The sequence below is a fragment of the Erysipelothrix aquatica genome, assembly GCF_009828825.1.
GTDB classification, from domain to species: Bacteria; Bacillota_I; Bacilli_A; order Erysipelotrichales; family Erysipelotrichaceae; genus Erysipelothrix; species Erysipelothrix aquatica_A.
This window is the reverse complement of sequence record NZ_WTTA01000001.1, coordinates 402,075-417,271: the sequence shown is the minus strand read 5'-3', so window position 1 is coordinate 417,271 and position 15,197 is coordinate 402,075. Positions and strand designations below refer to the sequence as shown.

19 protein-coding genes and 1 riboswitch are annotated in these 15,197 nt (G+C 36.3%); of the genes, 18 read left to right on the top strand and 1 reads right to left on the bottom strand.

The window, feature by feature from the left end; genetic code table 11:
• The first annotated feature begins 7 nt into the window (after window positions 1–7).
• From GVV22_RS02065 to GVV22_RS01980, 18 genes are all read left to right on the top strand, one after another.
• Window positions 8–2,059, top strand: coding sequence for a peptidoglycan D,D-transpeptidase FtsI family protein (locus GVV22_RS02065; RefSeq protein WP_159648530.1), 2,052 nt, complete (start codon window positions 8–10; stop codon window positions 2,057–2,059).
• Between the two features lie 65 nt (window positions 2,060–2,124).
• Window positions 2,125–2,274 carry a 50S ribosomal protein L33 gene (gene rpmG, locus GVV22_RS02060; protein ID WP_159636437.1) on the top strand — a complete coding sequence of 50 codons (150 nt, stop codon included), beginning with the start codon at window positions 2,125–2,127 and terminating at the stop codon, window positions 2,272–2,274.
• A 25-nt stretch (window positions 2,275–2,299) separates the two neighbouring features.
• Window positions 2,300–2,929 (top strand): MBL fold metallo-hydrolase, encoded by a 630-nt coding sequence (locus tag GVV22_RS02055; protein ID WP_159648529.1) that lies wholly within the window; start codon window positions 2,300–2,302, stop codon window positions 2,927–2,929.
• Window positions 2,930–2,984: 55 nt separating this feature from the next.
• Window positions 2,985–3,845 carry an ATPase, T2SS/T4P/T4SS family gene (locus GVV22_RS02050; protein ID WP_159648528.1) on the top strand — a complete coding sequence of 287 codons (861 nt, stop codon included), beginning with the start codon at window positions 2,985–2,987 and terminating at the stop codon, window positions 3,843–3,845.
• Window positions 3,805–4,743, top strand: coding sequence for a hypothetical protein (locus GVV22_RS02045; protein ID WP_236261906.1), 939 nt, complete (start codon window positions 3,805–3,807; stop codon window positions 4,741–4,743). The genes GVV22_RS02050 and GVV22_RS02045 overlap by 41 nt, the downstream gene beginning before the upstream one ends.
• A complete protein-coding gene (comGC, locus tag GVV22_RS02040; protein ID WP_159648526.1) occupies window positions 4,740–5,033 on the top strand; it encodes a competence type IV pilus major pilin ComGC in 294 nt (97 codons plus the stop codon). The genes GVV22_RS02045 and comGC overlap by 4 nt, the downstream gene beginning before the upstream one ends.
• Window positions 4,987–5,307 (top strand): prepilin-type N-terminal cleavage/methylation domain-containing protein, encoded by a 321-nt coding sequence (locus tag GVV22_RS02035; protein ID WP_159648525.1) that lies wholly within the window; start codon window positions 4,987–4,989, stop codon window positions 5,305–5,307. Before comGC ends, GVV22_RS02035 begins: the two co-directional genes overlap by 47 nt.
• 102 nt (window positions 5,308–5,409) lie before the next feature.
• A complete protein-coding gene (locus GVV22_RS02030) occupies window positions 5,410–5,760 on the top strand; it encodes a hypothetical protein (protein ID WP_159648524.1) in 351 nt (116 codons plus the stop codon).
• 82 nt (window positions 5,761–5,842) lie between these two features.
• Entirely contained in the window at window positions 5,843–6,061 is a 219-nt protein-coding gene (locus tag GVV22_RS02025) for a hypothetical protein (protein ID WP_159648523.1), read from the top strand.
• Window positions 6,062–6,063: 2 nt separating this feature from the next.
• Window positions 6,064–6,621 (top strand): elongation factor P, encoded by a 558-nt coding sequence (efp, locus tag GVV22_RS02020; RefSeq protein ID WP_159648522.1) that lies wholly within the window; start codon window positions 6,064–6,066, stop codon window positions 6,619–6,621.
• 128 nt (window positions 6,622–6,749) lie between these two features.
• Window positions 6,750–6,868: riboswitch (FMN riboswitch) on the top strand.
• 44 nt (window positions 6,869–6,912) lie between these two features.
• On the top strand, window positions 6,913–7,434 hold the full coding sequence (locus tag GVV22_RS02015) for an ECF transporter S component (protein WP_159648521.1): 522 nt from the start codon (window positions 6,913–6,915) through the stop codon (window positions 7,432–7,434).
• Between the two features lie 144 nt (window positions 7,435–7,578).
• On the top strand, window positions 7,579–8,502 hold the full coding sequence (locus tag GVV22_RS02010) for a hypothetical protein (RefSeq protein ID WP_159648520.1): 924 nt from the start codon (window positions 7,579–7,581) through the stop codon (window positions 8,500–8,502).
• A gap of 14 nt (window positions 8,503–8,516) precedes the next feature.
• Window positions 8,517–9,167, top strand: coding sequence for a (d)CMP kinase (cmk, locus tag GVV22_RS02005; protein WP_159648519.1), 651 nt, complete (start codon window positions 8,517–8,519; stop codon window positions 9,165–9,167).
• A 5-nt stretch (window positions 9,168–9,172) separates the two neighbouring features.
• Window positions 9,173–10,483 (top strand): ribosome biogenesis GTPase Der, encoded by a 1,311-nt coding sequence (gene der / locus GVV22_RS02000; RefSeq protein ID WP_159648518.1) that lies wholly within the window; start codon window positions 9,173–9,175, stop codon window positions 10,481–10,483.
• Window positions 10,483–11,475, top strand: a complete 993-nt coding sequence (locus GVV22_RS01995) for an NAD(P)H-dependent glycerol-3-phosphate dehydrogenase (protein ID WP_159648517.1) — start codon at window positions 10,483–10,485, stop codon at window positions 11,473–11,475. The genes der and GVV22_RS01995 overlap by 1 nt, the downstream gene beginning before the upstream one ends.
• Before the next feature lie 61 nt (window positions 11,476–11,536).
• Window positions 11,537–11,821 (top strand): HU family DNA-binding protein, encoded by a 285-nt coding sequence (locus GVV22_RS01990; RefSeq protein ID WP_159636411.1) that lies wholly within the window; start codon window positions 11,537–11,539, stop codon window positions 11,819–11,821.
• Window positions 11,822–11,877: 56 nt separating this feature from the next.
• Window positions 11,878–12,576: a zinc metallopeptidase gene (locus tag GVV22_RS01985; protein WP_236261905.1), complete on the top strand. Its 699-nt coding sequence runs from the start codon at window positions 11,878–11,880 to the stop codon at window positions 12,574–12,576.
• A 68-nt stretch (window positions 12,577–12,644) separates the two neighbouring features.
• On the top strand, window positions 12,645–13,820 hold the full coding sequence (locus GVV22_RS01980) for a hypothetical protein (RefSeq protein ID WP_159648516.1): 1,176 nt from the start codon (window positions 12,645–12,647) through the stop codon (window positions 13,818–13,820).
• A gap of 25 nt (window positions 13,821–13,845) precedes the next feature.
• On the opposite strand, the gene GVV22_RS01975 is transcribed toward GVV22_RS01980, so the two are convergent.
• Window positions 13,846–15,192 carry an FAD-dependent oxidoreductase gene (locus tag GVV22_RS01975; protein ID WP_159641396.1) on the bottom strand — a complete coding sequence of 449 codons (1,347 nt, stop codon included), beginning with the start codon at window positions 15,190–15,192 and terminating at the stop codon, window positions 13,846–13,848.
• Window positions 15,193–15,197 lie beyond the last annotated feature (5 nt).

Genomic DNA, 15,197 nt, shown 5'->3' with positions numbered 1-15,197 from the left:
GGTAGTTATGGATCGTCGAAGACAAAAAGATAAAGTCAAAAACTACAGTGGTAGTAGTGAACATTTGAAAAAAGATCTCAATATCAAAAAAGTCATCGATGTCCGTTTGCAGATATTTATGATTTTATTGGCGGCAATTGCCGGAGGTTTGATTTATCGTCTTTATACGATTCAAATTGTTCAAGCAGATCATTATGCAAACCTATATGAGAAATACCAAACACCACCACTTTACTCTCAAACAATGCGGGGCGAAATGGTGGACCGGAATGGTGTTAACTTAGTGTCAAATCAAGCTAAAAAAGTTATTGTCTATGACCGACCAAGGAATACATCTGCTGATGATCAATGGGATGTTGCAAAACTGTTTGCCAAAACTTTTAATATCAAACATTCATTGAATGAAGATGATAACAAAGTACTATGGCTAAGACTAAATGACTATGGTGAAGATTTAGTTACTGAAGAAGAATACAAGTCCTATACAAAAGGAAACATGAGCAAGGAAGAGTATGATGAACTTATAAAATCACGTATTACTCCGGATCATTTGAATACACTTACAGAAGAAGACAAAGCGACATTTGAAATCCAAGTAAAGATGAATAATGGTCAACTGGGTCAGTCGTCTATAGTATACGAAAATGCAACCAACGAACAGATTTCATATCTTGCTGAACATTCAAATGATTTTCCAGGGTTTAGCTATGATACAGAATGGGAACGTGTCTATAACGAAACGGTTGATATCAAGAATTTATACGGATCACTTGGAGATATTCCCGAACAAAAACTTGATTCCTACATTGCAAAAGGATATCAAGCAGATGATGAGGTCGGTGTTTCGGGACTCGAGTATCAATATGAAAACGAATTATCGGGTATTGATACACAGTATGAGTATCAGTCAGGAACAAAACAATTGCGTTCTGAAGGGCGCAAAGGTTATGGTTTAAAACTTGCCTTGGATACGGATCTACAGAAGTTCGTAGAAGCAGAGCTTACCAAAAGAATTACGGACGTTAATAAAGATCCACAACGTACAGCTATGGATCAAATGCACATGATTGTTTCAGACCCACGGACAGGAGATATTCTTGCAATTGCTGCTATGAAAGAAAATAATTCAAGTGGTGAGATGAAGTATTGGAATGATATTCAAAGTACAATGCTTTCAAATGGAACTTTTGCTGTCGGTTCGACTGTCAAACCGGCAACGGTGTATATGGGTCTATCCGAAGATGTAATTCAACCGAATGAATTAATTCTTGATGCACCGATGAATATCGGAGGACTCATTCGACATTCATGGAAAGATGGAATTGGCAATGTTGATGCACGTTCGGCGCTTCAGATGTCAAGTAACATCTACATGTTCAATGTCGCAATTCGCCTTGGTAATGCAACATACGTACCTGGAAGTTCATTAATTTTTCCAGATGGACCAGCAACATATGACTTAATGCGTTCATACTATTCACAATTTGGCTTAGGAGTTCCAACTAATGTTGACTTCCCACGTGAAGAAATTGGATACATTGGATCACGTGAAGCTGATAGTAAATTACTCGAACTTGCTATTGGTCAATATGATACCTATAACGTCATGGAATTGAATCAATTTGTTGCAACCATTGCAAATAATGGAACGAGAATGAAACCACGTCTCGCGACAGGCACGTTCAACCAAGATACCAAAGCAATGGTCAGTGAAAACACTCCTCAAGCATTGAGTACGCTTGATGATCTCGAATCGTTGCGTGTTGTTCAAGAGGGTATGAGACTTTATATTTCCTCTGGAGAAGGGTATGCATCTGGAAAAGAAAACTACAAATCAGCCGGTAAATCTGGAACAGCTCAAATTAGTTCTGATGGCATCGAATTACGAAATAGTACGTACATCGGATATGCTCCGTATGAACAACCAGAAATCGCAGTAAGCTGTATTGCACCGAAATCTGTAACTGAAGCACAAGCTACGCGACAAACAATCGCTAACGAATGTGGGTATGCAACGCATGCTGTTATGGATTACTATATGGCACGTAAATCACAATAATTTAGTATAGGCATTGCAAATAAAGTATGGTATAATGTCTAGGCTATGAGTAAATGGAGGTAATTATGAGAGCACAAGCTATTTTAAAATGCACAGAGTGTGGCGAAGAAAACTACTACACATCACGTAACAAAAAAGTCCAATTAGAGCGTATGGAAATCAATAAATATTGCCCACGTGATCGTAAACACACTTTACATAAAGAGAAAAAATAAGTCGTAAATCGACTTTTTTTCTATTATGAAAATAACAAAACAAGTAATGGGGTATGTTGAGACCAATACATACTATCTTGAGATTGACAATAAGGTAGTTGTAATTGATCCATGTATGGACCCGAAAAATAACGCTCAACGTTTATTAAAACCACTAGAAGGTAAAGAAGTCATTGCAATTTACCTTACGCACGGACATTTTGACCATATATCTGGTGTAGATGCAATTACTGAAATATATAAGTGTCCAGTCTTTGTATTTCATGAAGAAGCACACTATTTAACGAACCCCAATGTTAATCTCTCAAATCAAATGCCTGAATGTGTTGTTCTGACTTCAGATTTTGAGACGTTTTTTGAAGAGCCACAAACTGTCGGACCGTTTAGTTTTGATGTCATCAAAACTCCAGGCCATACAAGTGGTTCAGTGAGCTTTATTTTTGAAGAGGATGCTATTGTCGGTGATTTTATATTTAAAGGAACCATTGGACGTACAGATTTACCTACGGGAAGTATGGCGATGATGAACAACTCTTTAAAGATGTTTATTGAAATGTTTGAGGATGGGCAATTAAATCTTTATCCTGGACATGGGGATATCACTGATTTAGAAACCGAGACATTAAGCAATCCATTTATTCAAAAACTAAAATAGCCAAAAGGCTATTTTTTATTTTAGGTGAAATTAAGAAATATGTGTATTTAGAAGTATGACTAAAATAGAGATACAATTCGACCAACTTATTAAACAGTGTGTCCAACATCGAATCAGTGATATTCATATTTATGGGTCGGAATCACAACAAGAGATAGTTTTACGTAAGCATAAGCATATGATAAAGAAAGTAGATGACATTGATCCAAGAGCGTTATTTATCTATTTGAAGTTTATCGCAGGTTTTGATATTACAAACCCAAATCCGCAGACGAAGGTATTCCATTACTATATTGCTGAACAAGAACTTCAAATACGGTTTGCAGGCATTCACAATTCAAATAAATACAGTGGTGTTGCTCGAGTTTTAAACATTAATGATAGTAATCTTTGGACTGACTTATGTCCCTTTGAAACGATCCGTTGCAAAATTCATGAAATCATACAAAATAATTGCGGGATACTCTTGTTTGTTGGCCGAACTGGAAGTGGGAAATCAACGAGTATGTTTTATGCACTATCACAACTCAGGACTAAGCAAATTTATACTTTAGAGAATCCGGTCGAACGGATCAACGAACGGTGGATTCAAATCGATACAGAATGTGTTGGGACTCATCTAACGCAACTACTGCGACATGATCCTGACATTATTGTGCTTGGAGAACTAAGAACAGTTCTAGATATATCCGAGTTAATACGTGCAGGACTCAGTGGGCATATGATTGTCGCAACAATGCACGCATCAACGCTACAACAGGCATTACGAAGACTTGCTGATTTGGGGGCATGTGTGGAAGATTTACGTGAATTACTGGAAGGCGTTGTAGTACAGGAAATGAAGATGAATGCTAATGGAGAGGTGAACGTTGTCTTTGAAATGTTTGATAAAGAAAAAATTAGAGAAAATCTATGAACAACACCGATTGAAGATGCAGAGTGAAGAAATCTTGGAGTCTTTAAAAAACGGTATGAATGTTCAAGATATCAATACACAGTATGGGTGCGACTTTACTTCACTTGAGACACTCTATGAGTGCTTGGACGCAAAAGGCGAGGGCGTTGTTATAAATCCCTTTGTTAGTTTAAAATCTTATGTATTTTGGATTAAACTCAAGCAAAAAATTTACAACGAAATTGCGCAGAAAATAGCTTATCCAATTCTTCTTCATGTAGTGTGTCTTGTGATGATTAGCATTTACTCTAACCAGATAAAGTACCAAATAAGCGGTCTTTTGGAAGATAGTGCATTGGGTAGTACTGGTATCGAAAGTGTATCCAATCTATTTAAAATCATTTTAGTAATACACTGCATCGTGTTTGGAATAATTTCATGTTGTTATTTTAGTCTTCGTGTTTATCCAACACTGACTTTAATCTTAATTAACAAATTATCTCGGACATATCGACTTATGGGCACGATACGGATTATTAATATTTATAGTAATAGCACACTATTTGGAATCTCATTTCATGATACGTTTTCATTACTAAAAACTTCGAACTGTGAGATTTTAAAATGGTATGGGTATCACATTCTAGACAATTTAGAAGCTGGGAAAAGCATCCAAGAAATATTCTCGCATGAAATTTTTGACAAGGATTTAGGTAGATACTACGTGTTCAAACAAAATGTTTTAAAACAAAAAGAAGGGCTCGATTTCTACATGCGACACGCTACAAAGAAACTTAGTAGATGCTTTGGACACGTAATCATGACTTACAAACTGCTTGTATATGGTTTTGTGATATTAACGGTGTACGGATACTATCAAGTAATGTTGATTCCAATCAACTTGATGGAGGGATTATGAAAAAAGGATTTACATTGATAGAAATGGTCTTGGTTATGGCGGTTATTGTTGTGTTGTTATTGCTAACAATGCCTAATATTCAGCGAACATTGAATGTAATTAATGAAAAAGGATGCGATGCACAACTAAAAATAATCGATGCTGCTATTTTACAGTGGCAATTAAAACATGATGGAGTTCCTGTATCCATTCAAGATCTCGTAACAGATGAGTTTATAACAGAAAGGCAGACACGATGTTCTGATGGAAAAAATATTGAAATTGTTCACGGTCAAGCGACAATACAGTAATGGATTCACGATGATTGAATTATTAATTGTACTGAGTTTTGTTGTTTTTGTTACAACGATGGTCAGTCATCATCAAATTTTCAAGGAATTACCGTATGCAAACAAAGGGATTCTCACACATCAAGTTGAGGCGATGTACAAACTGAGACGTAGGTATGTTACTGCTGATATTTGGTTTAATGCTAACGGAAATGTAAATCATGCTGGAGATTTTGATTACAACAACAAAAAATGTACGATACAACTTGGTTTTGGACGGTATCGTTGTGTATAAAGGATACTTAATGCTTGAGCTTCTTTTGGCAATTTTGATACTTGGAGGTGTATTAAAGTTAATCGTCGATGTTTTCAAGCTGGCTTCACGTTAGTTGAGTGCATGATAGGTTTTACAGTGTGGGGACTCATCACCATTTTAATTCATCAAACCCTCATATTAATGGTAAAAATTCACCGTCCAACAATATACCCAATTTCAGTATTTAAACTACAGCTAACGCAACTCATAAACCGTTCAAGCAATGTTAATGTCGAGAATGGTATCTTATCTTTTTCTTTTGATGAGAAACAATTTGATATTTCATGCAAGGATTCTCGTGTAGTCAAAGAACCAGGATATGAAATTTTAATTGATGAGGTAACAACATGTCGAATTGATAGGAGTCTTATGAATGTGTGCACAAAAGATAAATGTGAAGCGATGTCAACGCGGCATGATTTTAATACATAGTCTTATATTTTTGACAGTTGTTTGTTTCTGGATTAAACGGGAAGTTTACATATCCAAAGAGTATTATGAAACCGTAAGCTACATGGAAAAGATTGAAAAGCGACTAAATATTGAAAGAGTAGTCTTTAATTTTTTTAGAAAAAATCCTGAAAGCACCGCATATGAGAATTATGGAAACCAACTTACTGCTGAAAAAATTGATGATAAAATCTACATAAATATAAATGGAGATATCCCATATAGATTAGAGTATGCTATAATGAAAGACGAAAGTTTCAAACTTTACATAACGGAGGAATAAATATGATTTCATCAAACGACTTACGTTCTGGAATGTCAATTTCACATGAAGGCAATCTTTATGTAGTTATTGATACATCACACAATAAAACAGCACAACGTCAAATGATTATTAAAGCAAAAGTACGTAATATGCGTACAGGTTCAGTAACTGAACTCAGCTTCATCGGAGGAGACAAGATTGAGCAAGCGCACGTTGAAAAACGACCTATGCAATATCTGTACGATGCTGGTGATATGATCGTGTTCATGGATAATGAAACATATGAACAAACAGAAATCGATAAAGCTCGACTTGAGTGGGAATTGAATTTTATGAAAGAAAATTCAGAAGTAACAGTTGTAGTTTATGAAAGTGAAATTCTAGGAGTTACACTTCCAGAAAAAATTGCGCTTACAATTACACAAGCAGAACCAGCAGTTAAAGGTGACACAGCTACTAACGCGCAAAAAAATGCAGTTCTTGAAACAGGATATGAAATCCGTGTTCCATTATTTATCAGCGAAGGTGAAGTTGTTGTCGTAAATACTTCTGATGGAAAATACTCAGGACGTGCATAATTAATTAAAAAAGACCTTTATTACACATAGATACAGGTCTTTTTTTATATTTGTAAAAAAAATATTAAAATCATTACATGAGAAAGAGTATAAGTGTAGACAAATAAGTGTTGAGTTCATATAATTACAATGTACTTCAGGGCAGGGTGAGATTCCCGACCGGCGGTAGACCCCGCGACCCATCAATGATGGTTGAATTGGTGAAATTCCAATGGCGACAGTATAGTCTGGATGAAAGAAGTTGTTTTTTCATGTCGCCTTGAGTCTTATTTTTTCACAAGGAGGACAAAAATGAAAAAATTAAGCACTCGAATTATGGTGAAGATATCAATACTTACAGCAATGTCGGTGATATTTTACTATTTTGAATTTAGGGTTATCCCTGGATCGCCATTAAAAGTTGATTTGAGCGATATACCAGTCTTAATTGGTGCATGGTTAATGGGACCACTTGCAGGTTTTATGATTGCGTTTTTGAAAAACTTAGTTCACTTTCTGACAATTTCAAGTGATGGAAATATTGCTGGAGAACTTGCAAACTTTGGATTTTCGGTATTACTCATGCTTCCGGCGGTGTTCATTAAAACCAATCATAGATTCAAGAATGGGATACTAATGATTATTTCTGTTGTCGGCGTTTCTCTCATTATGAACGTGTTCAACTACTATGTAACATTTCCTTTGTATGGGTTAGATCAATCGAATGCATGGGAAATACTAAATGCTGTTTACTTACCATTCAATATCGTTAAAGGTACCATACTTATGATCTTGTTTGTGCTTATCAAACCAACACTAAAAAGAATTCAATAGGACTCCGGTCCTTTTTTTTATGAATGCATGAAAAAATTTGTTATAATATATAAAGGTCATGAAGCAATTAAAATAACTTATGTAACTAATCCAATCATTAGTGACTTTTAATATGCTATAATTTATCAAAGGAGTGATACTGTCATGAAATCTCGCGTTCAAAAAAATCAAGCACTACATGAGGCATTGTCTTCAAATGCAGAGAGTGGAATTGAAAATTCAAATCTTTCACAATTTGCTAATCGATTAAATCAAATTGATGATCAGTTTAGAAAAATGGATGAAAACGAACCAAAAGTCGACCATGAACCAACTCGGGCGCGCCAACATATTCCAACACAAAGTGAACCAGTTGAACCCAACACATTTGACACATTTGAGAATACCTATTTAAAAGAATTTTTAAATGAAGTTAAAGAGTACAATGTTAAAAAAGGGTATCGTGATGAAGGCAATACACAGTCCAATATCTTTAAAGAACTTGATATTGATACCGAAACAATTCAAAAAATCAACCCAGATATTATGCAATCGGTTATCAATGAAATTGATCCAAGTCTAAAATCGGATACAAATGTGCTTGAAGAAACTCGTGTTTTCCGTGTTGAGTCACTTCAAGATGAACATAGTGTTCCAGATTTAGAAAAAACAATTTCAATGGCCGTTCATGAGATGGCGCAAGATGTTGATACTCCTGCGGATAATCAAGTGGCTAAAACACAAATTCAAGAACCTGAAGTGGAGCCTGCTGTCGAAGTATCTAGAGACGATTATGTTGATGTTGCACCAATTGATGAAGTTGTTGAATTGGATATCGATATGATAGACGATAAATATGAAGAGAGCCTCGATGAGGTTGGATCATTTAATTTTGACTCAGAAAAATTCAAGCGAGAATTATTAGACCAAACGCAAACGTTACAACACAAAATTATAGATCAAGAACGTCATATTGAGGAAATCAGTGATACGATGGTTAAAACGAATCGTATGATGAATGTTGTTATTTCACTTCTTGTCTTAGCAATTTTTGTTGTTATTATTTTAATATTGATTCAAAAAGTATAATTAGAGGTGAAAAAGTGATTAATATAGCAATTGATGGGCCGAGTGCATCGGGAAAAAGTACAATAGCAAAGCGGTTAGCAAAAGATTTAGGATACACACATATTGATACTGGTGCGATGTATCGTGCAGTAGCATTTGAGTGTATTAGACAAAACGTGGATCTCGAGGATGAAGTAGCTTGCTTTGAGGTTGCTATGAAAACAGAAATAGAACTTTCGCCAGAAGGTTCTATATTTGTGAATGGCGAAGACGTGAGTAATAATATTCGTACTGATGAAGTTTCTCAAGGTGCTTCAAAGGTATCGAAATTTGCAAGAATACGTGAGCTACTTGTTGCAAAACAACGTAAAATGGCTGAAAAGAAGGGATTTGTGATGGATGGTCGAGATATAACCTCCGTTGTACTCCCAGATGCTGAGATTAAAATTTTCCAAACTGCGGACGTTACTGTACGTGCTCAGCGAAGATTTGAAGAGTTAACAAAAAAAGGATTCGATGTAGAGTTCGATGCCTTATACAAAGAATTAGTGGATCGAGACTATCGTGATATGAATCGAGAAGAATCACCATTAATTAAAGTTGAAGATGCAATTGAAATTGATACAACCTATCTCAGTGTTGATGAAATTGTAGCGTTAATTAAGAAATATATAGAGAGTAGGTAGTAAAAATGATAGATGGAGTTGTTGCGATCGTTGGTCGCCCAAATGTAGGAAAATCCTCATTGTTCAACCGTATCATGGGTGAGCGATTATCAATCGTTCATGACGAAGCAGGAGTCACACGTGACCGATTATACGGAAAAGCAACATGGTTAACTAAAGATTTAAGATTTATTGATACAGGTGGAATTCAAATCGAGGGGCAAGCATTCGCTGACGAAATTCAAATGCAAGTCGATATCGCTATTGATGAAGCAGATGTAATTGTTTTTGTCGTAAGTGGAATGGAAGGTCTGACTAATGATGACCAGCATATTGCCCGTTTATTACGTGAAACGAACAAACCTGTTATTGTAGCTGTCAATAAAGTTGATGATATTCAATTTCAAGCAGATATTTATGAATTCTATGCACTTGGCTATGATGAGCCAATGGCAGTAAGTAGTTTGCATGGAATTGGTGTTGGGGACTTACTTGACACAATTATTCGAAAACTCCCTGAAAAAGGTCTGACAATGTATGAAGATGAATTAAAATTTTCAATTATTGGTCGTCCTAATGTTGGAAAAAGTTCACTTGTGAATGCAATGCTTAACCAAGAACGTGTAATTGTTTCTAATATTGAGGGAACAACTCGTGATGCAGTTGATACACCGTTTAGATTTCACGATAAAGATTATGTCGTTATTGATACAGCGGGAATTCGTAAGCGTGGTAAAGTATACGAAGACATTGAAAAGTATTCAGTCTTACGTGCGATGAGTGCCATAGAACGGTCAGATGTGGTTTTATTTGTATTGGACGGAGAGCAAGGAATTCGTGCCCAAGATAAGCACGTTGTTGGTTTTGCACACGATGCAGGAAAACCTATCATTATCGTCTATAACAAATGGGATACAGTCGATAAAGAGGAAACACTAATGGATGATGTGCGTAAACAAGTTGCTGGTGAATTCTTATATCTTTCATATGCACCGATTGCGTTCGTATCGGCTCTAACCAAAAAGCGTGTTCATACATTGCTACCTCTTATTGATCAAGCGTATGAAAATAGTAAACGCCGTATAGGAACAAGCGTGCTTAATGAAGTTATTCAAGATGCAATTCGTTTAACGCCACCTCCATCACACCATGGAAAACGTTTAAAAATTCTATATACATCACAGGTTGCTACAGCACCACCAACGTTTGTCGTGTTTGTAAATGATCCAGAGTTGTTACATTTCTCATACAAACGTTATCTAGAAAATGCTTTACGTCGTGCGTTTAACTTTGATGGTACGCCGATTCGTATTTTAGTCAGGAAGCGAGGAGCATAATGAAAATTGGGATTATTGGTTCAGGAAGTTGGGGAACCGCATTAGGACAAGTTCTTGCTGATAATCAACATGAAGTTCTCATCTGGGGGCGTAAGCTGGATGAAGTTGTTGATATACATTTGTACAGCCAAAACGAAACATATTTTCCAGGTATTAAATTGAATGAATCTTTGGATGCAACACAAGATTTTGAAGAAGTAGAAAATGCCGATGTCGTATTACTCGCAGTACCGACAAGTGCTGTTGAAGAAGTCGCGAAGCGTTTGAATGAAACATTAACGAGACCTGTCACAATTATTAATGTCGCCAAAGGGTTTCATCCTGAGACTCATGAGCTTTTAATTGATGTTATTGAACGAGTGGTTGATGCTGATAAGCGTCTTGGAGTTGTGAGTCTAATTGGCCCTTCCCATGCTGAGGAAGTTGTATTACGTGATTTGACAACAATTAATGCGGTATCTTTAAATCAAGATGCTGCAGAGCTTGTACAGAATCTTTTTTCAAACGATTATTTCCGTGTCTATACTAATAATGATGTGATTGGTGCACAGGTGGGTGTTGCAATCAAAAATATCATTGCGATAGCAAGTGGCTGCTTGCAAGGATTAGACTATGGGGATAATGCTCGTGCTGCTTTAATGACACGTGGTCTTGCAGAAATGACACGTTTTGGAGTTGCATTAGGTGGAGAAGCAGAGACTTTCTTAGGACTTTGTGGTGTTGGAGATTTGATTGTAACGGCTACAAGTCAACATTCACGAAATTTTCAAGCAGGGTTTATGATTGGAAAAAACAACTCTGCCCAAGCATTTTTTGACACAAATGACAAGACTGTAGAGGGTGTTTTTGCAGCTAAAGTTGTCCATAATATGGCGAAATCAATGAATGTATCGATGCCAATCACAGAAGAGGTCTATAAAGTCGTCTTTGAAGGCAAAGAACCAGTCACTGCTATTCGTGAATTAATGCAACGCGATTTAAAAGCAGAGTAGCTTTAACTTGTGTTTTAAGCAGTATAATGATATTATTTCAATATGAAATGGAGGTTTCAATATGAGTGAAACATACAACAAAAAGTTATTAGGGGAAGCAATTGCAACAAACCTAGACGTAAGTAAGAAACAAGCTAATGAGTTTATTGATGCATTCTTAGATGAAGTCAAAAAAGTCTTAGAAGAAAAAGGTACAGTTGATCTTGCAGGGTTCGGTAAATTTGAAGTTCGTCACCGCGCGGCACGTGATGGTTTCAATCCACAAACAAAAGAAAAGATCCGTATCGAAGCTTCATACAGTGTAGGGTTCAAACCTGCAAAAGCATTAAAAGACGCAGTTAAATAATAATTAATTGAGGAGCGATGCTCCTCTTTTATTAATAGAAATTTGGAGATTAATTTATGATGCCATATCTTTATTTTAATCCCATAGGTATGGGTTTTATTCTAATTGCTGCAATTTTATCATTAGTTGCACAAATGTTTGTAAAATCTAACTATAGCAAATATAGCAAAGTTAAAACTATGGGATCAATGACGGGTGCTGATGTAGCACGCCGTATACTTGAATTGAATAATATTACAGATGTTGAAGTGGTTCAATCAAAAGGTGGGGTCTTAAGTGACCATTATGATCCTACTAAGAAAATTGTAGCCCTTTCACCAGATGTATATAAAAACAATTCAATTGCTTCAGTGTCTGTTGCAGCCCATGAAGTCGGGCACGCTATTCAACATGCGGAAGCATACGCTTTTATCGGAATGAGAAACAAGTTATTGCCTTTGGCAATTACAGGTAACAGTATTTCAATGATTGCAATCATGATTGGGATTTTTGCGCAAGATACTACGATTTTCTATGTCGGAATTGGGGCCTTGTTATTGATGGCTGCATTCCAGCTGGTTACACTTCCAGTTGAATTTAACGCTTCTGCAAGAGCCTTGAAAATTTTAGATCAACAAGCAATTTTAACCCAAAATGAACTTCCTGGAGCTCGTAAAATGTTATCAGCAGCAGCATTAACATATGTTGCAGCCTTAGTAGCGACATTAATGTCGGTGTTAAGATACATCGCAATTTTTAATAGCAGAAAAGACTAGCATAAATATGCTAGTCTTTTTTTTATGATTAGGCGATTTGACAGCATATTTAAGAAAGAGGTGATGTGATGAAACGATTCCACAGTATCTTTATCATGTTAGTTTGTTGCATTTTTACTCAATGTAATTCGATGAGGGTTGTAGCGGAACGTCAGAGTTTTATGCATGAAGTGTCAAACATCCAATTGAATGAAACAGGGTTAGTCATCAAGGGGTGGGCATTAGTACGAAATCGAACTCACTTACTGAATGATAAAACACATTCATTTAAATTGGAATTAAGAGGGAATGCGCATTCAATATGGGAGTCAGGTGCGGTTGAAGACGTTTCTCTAACGGATTTGATGGAATATCGCGGTTATCCCAAGTGCAACTTTTTCGAAAAGTATAAAATGGATTGCAATTACGACTATGAGAATGTTGGGTTCAAATTTGAAGTTCCACTTTCAAAACTAAAAATTGACAATTACTCAATACGAATTCATATGAGTGTAGCAAGCACAGGCGAAAGTTTTTCGAGTCGAGTCAACTATCTAAACAAAAGTGACATTGTGCACAAATCTAAAATGTTATCTTATACACTAAATAGTGATTTTAGATTTCAAAATATTAAAATCATACATCCCACAGTGGTTGCTAGGGCTAAACCATATTTGAATTTTCAAACGCCAACTGTTCAGTATGAAAAATGCTCACAAAACTACGGAAGGGATAGCTTTTACATGCATAATACTTCTTTTAAGAAAATTAAGAGTGTACGGTCAAACGGTCTGGTAAAAGCAATCGAACTTGGTGTTCGTTTGGATAGATGTGATGGTTTGCGTAATCGTGTTGTAGAAGGCGATGAAAAGATAGCTTTCGTACAAAGTAATTTTGTATCGTACCCGCAAGATAAAGGCCTAACGTTGAGTGTAGTTTCACTTAAAAGTGATCCTGTAATCATAGCTCCTGATTTAACGGTGCTGCAGTATGACACGATTGATGTAATGCATGATGTAACTGCTAAAGGCTACGATAGAGAATCAGTGACGCATCAGGTTCAGCCAAGTCAATCATCAGTCAATACGCGCATACCCGGCAAACGAGAAATAAAGTATCGTTTTGATAATCATAGTGTCACTAGAACAATTTTAGTTCTCCCAATCAAGAAGAGATATCGCTATGTATCGAATGATAACATAAACCAACTTATCTTATGGAATCAAAAAGAATTTAAAGATGAGCTCCAAAAGTTGGTAAAATAAAAACTCAGCCGAAGCTGAGCTTTTGTTAAGCGTTTTCTTTATCAAGTGCGGCTTGAGCAAGAATGTTTAAGTAGTTCCAAGGGCGGTCAAAATGTGGTTGGAAGAAGAAATCAACATATGCAAGATCTTCGATCGTCATTTTGTTTTGAACTGCCAAGGATAATGTATTTGCGGATTGTGTTACGTCATATTTTGAAATAACTTGACCACCAACAATACGTCCAGTTCCTTTTTCCCAAACAAGTTTCATCATAACTTCTTCAGTTGTAGGCATAAATTCAGGACGGTAGTTATCTTTAACAACAACAGAATCAACTTCAAGACCGAAGTGTGGCGCTGAGTTTACAGTGACTCCAGTTGATCCAATGTTGTAACCAAATAAGTAAAGACCAGAAGTTCCTTGTGTGCCTCGGTATTTTACTTTGTTCTCGACGATGTTACGACCTACAAGTGATCCCATACGTACCGCATTTGTTGCAAGAGGGATGTATGCATTTTGTCCATTAGGATTGTAATGAACAGCAACATTATCACCAGCTGCAAAAATTTCTGGGCGGCTTGTTTGCATGTATTCGTTAACAATAACAGCACCATTTGGTAATGTATCTACTTTACCTTGGATTAATTCATTGCTTGGACGGAATCCAACACAAAGAATGACCATGTCTGCTTCGAATTCACCTTCTGATGTAACGACTTTATTAACTTTACCGTTTTCATCAGCTTTGAATTCTTGAACAACTTGATTCAATGCGATGTTTACGCCACGTTCTGTAAGGTCTGCTTCTAAAACGTCTGTAAACTCAGGATCAAGATATTTATTTAAAATACGATCAAGACCATCAACAAGTGTTACTTGTTTTCCTGATTCAACAAAAGCTTCGACGAGTTCGATTCCGATGTATCCACCACCGACAACAACGATTCGTTCAGCATCTTCTTTGCGAGCGATGATTTCTTGAGCTTGGTTGTAGTTTTTACATAACAAGATATTTTCAGATTGGATACCTGGGATTGGTGGCGTAATTGGCCATGATCCTGTTGTTAGCACCAATTTGTCATATGACTCAGTAAATGATTCATTTGTAAGCATATTTGTTACACTTACAGTTTTTGTGTCAACATCAATGTTGGTGACATTGTGTTCCATATGCACGTCTGCGCCAAGACCTTTTAATTCTTCTGGATTTGAGTAAAAAAGTTCTTCCGCTTTTTTAACAACGCCTCCAACATAGAGAGCAATTCCACATGATAAGAATGATACGTTATCATTTCTTTCGAAGACTTTAACTTCTGCTTGTGGTGCTTCTTTCAAAATTGCTTTAACTGCTGATGTACCCGCGTGTGTACATCCGATTACTACTACTTTCATACATA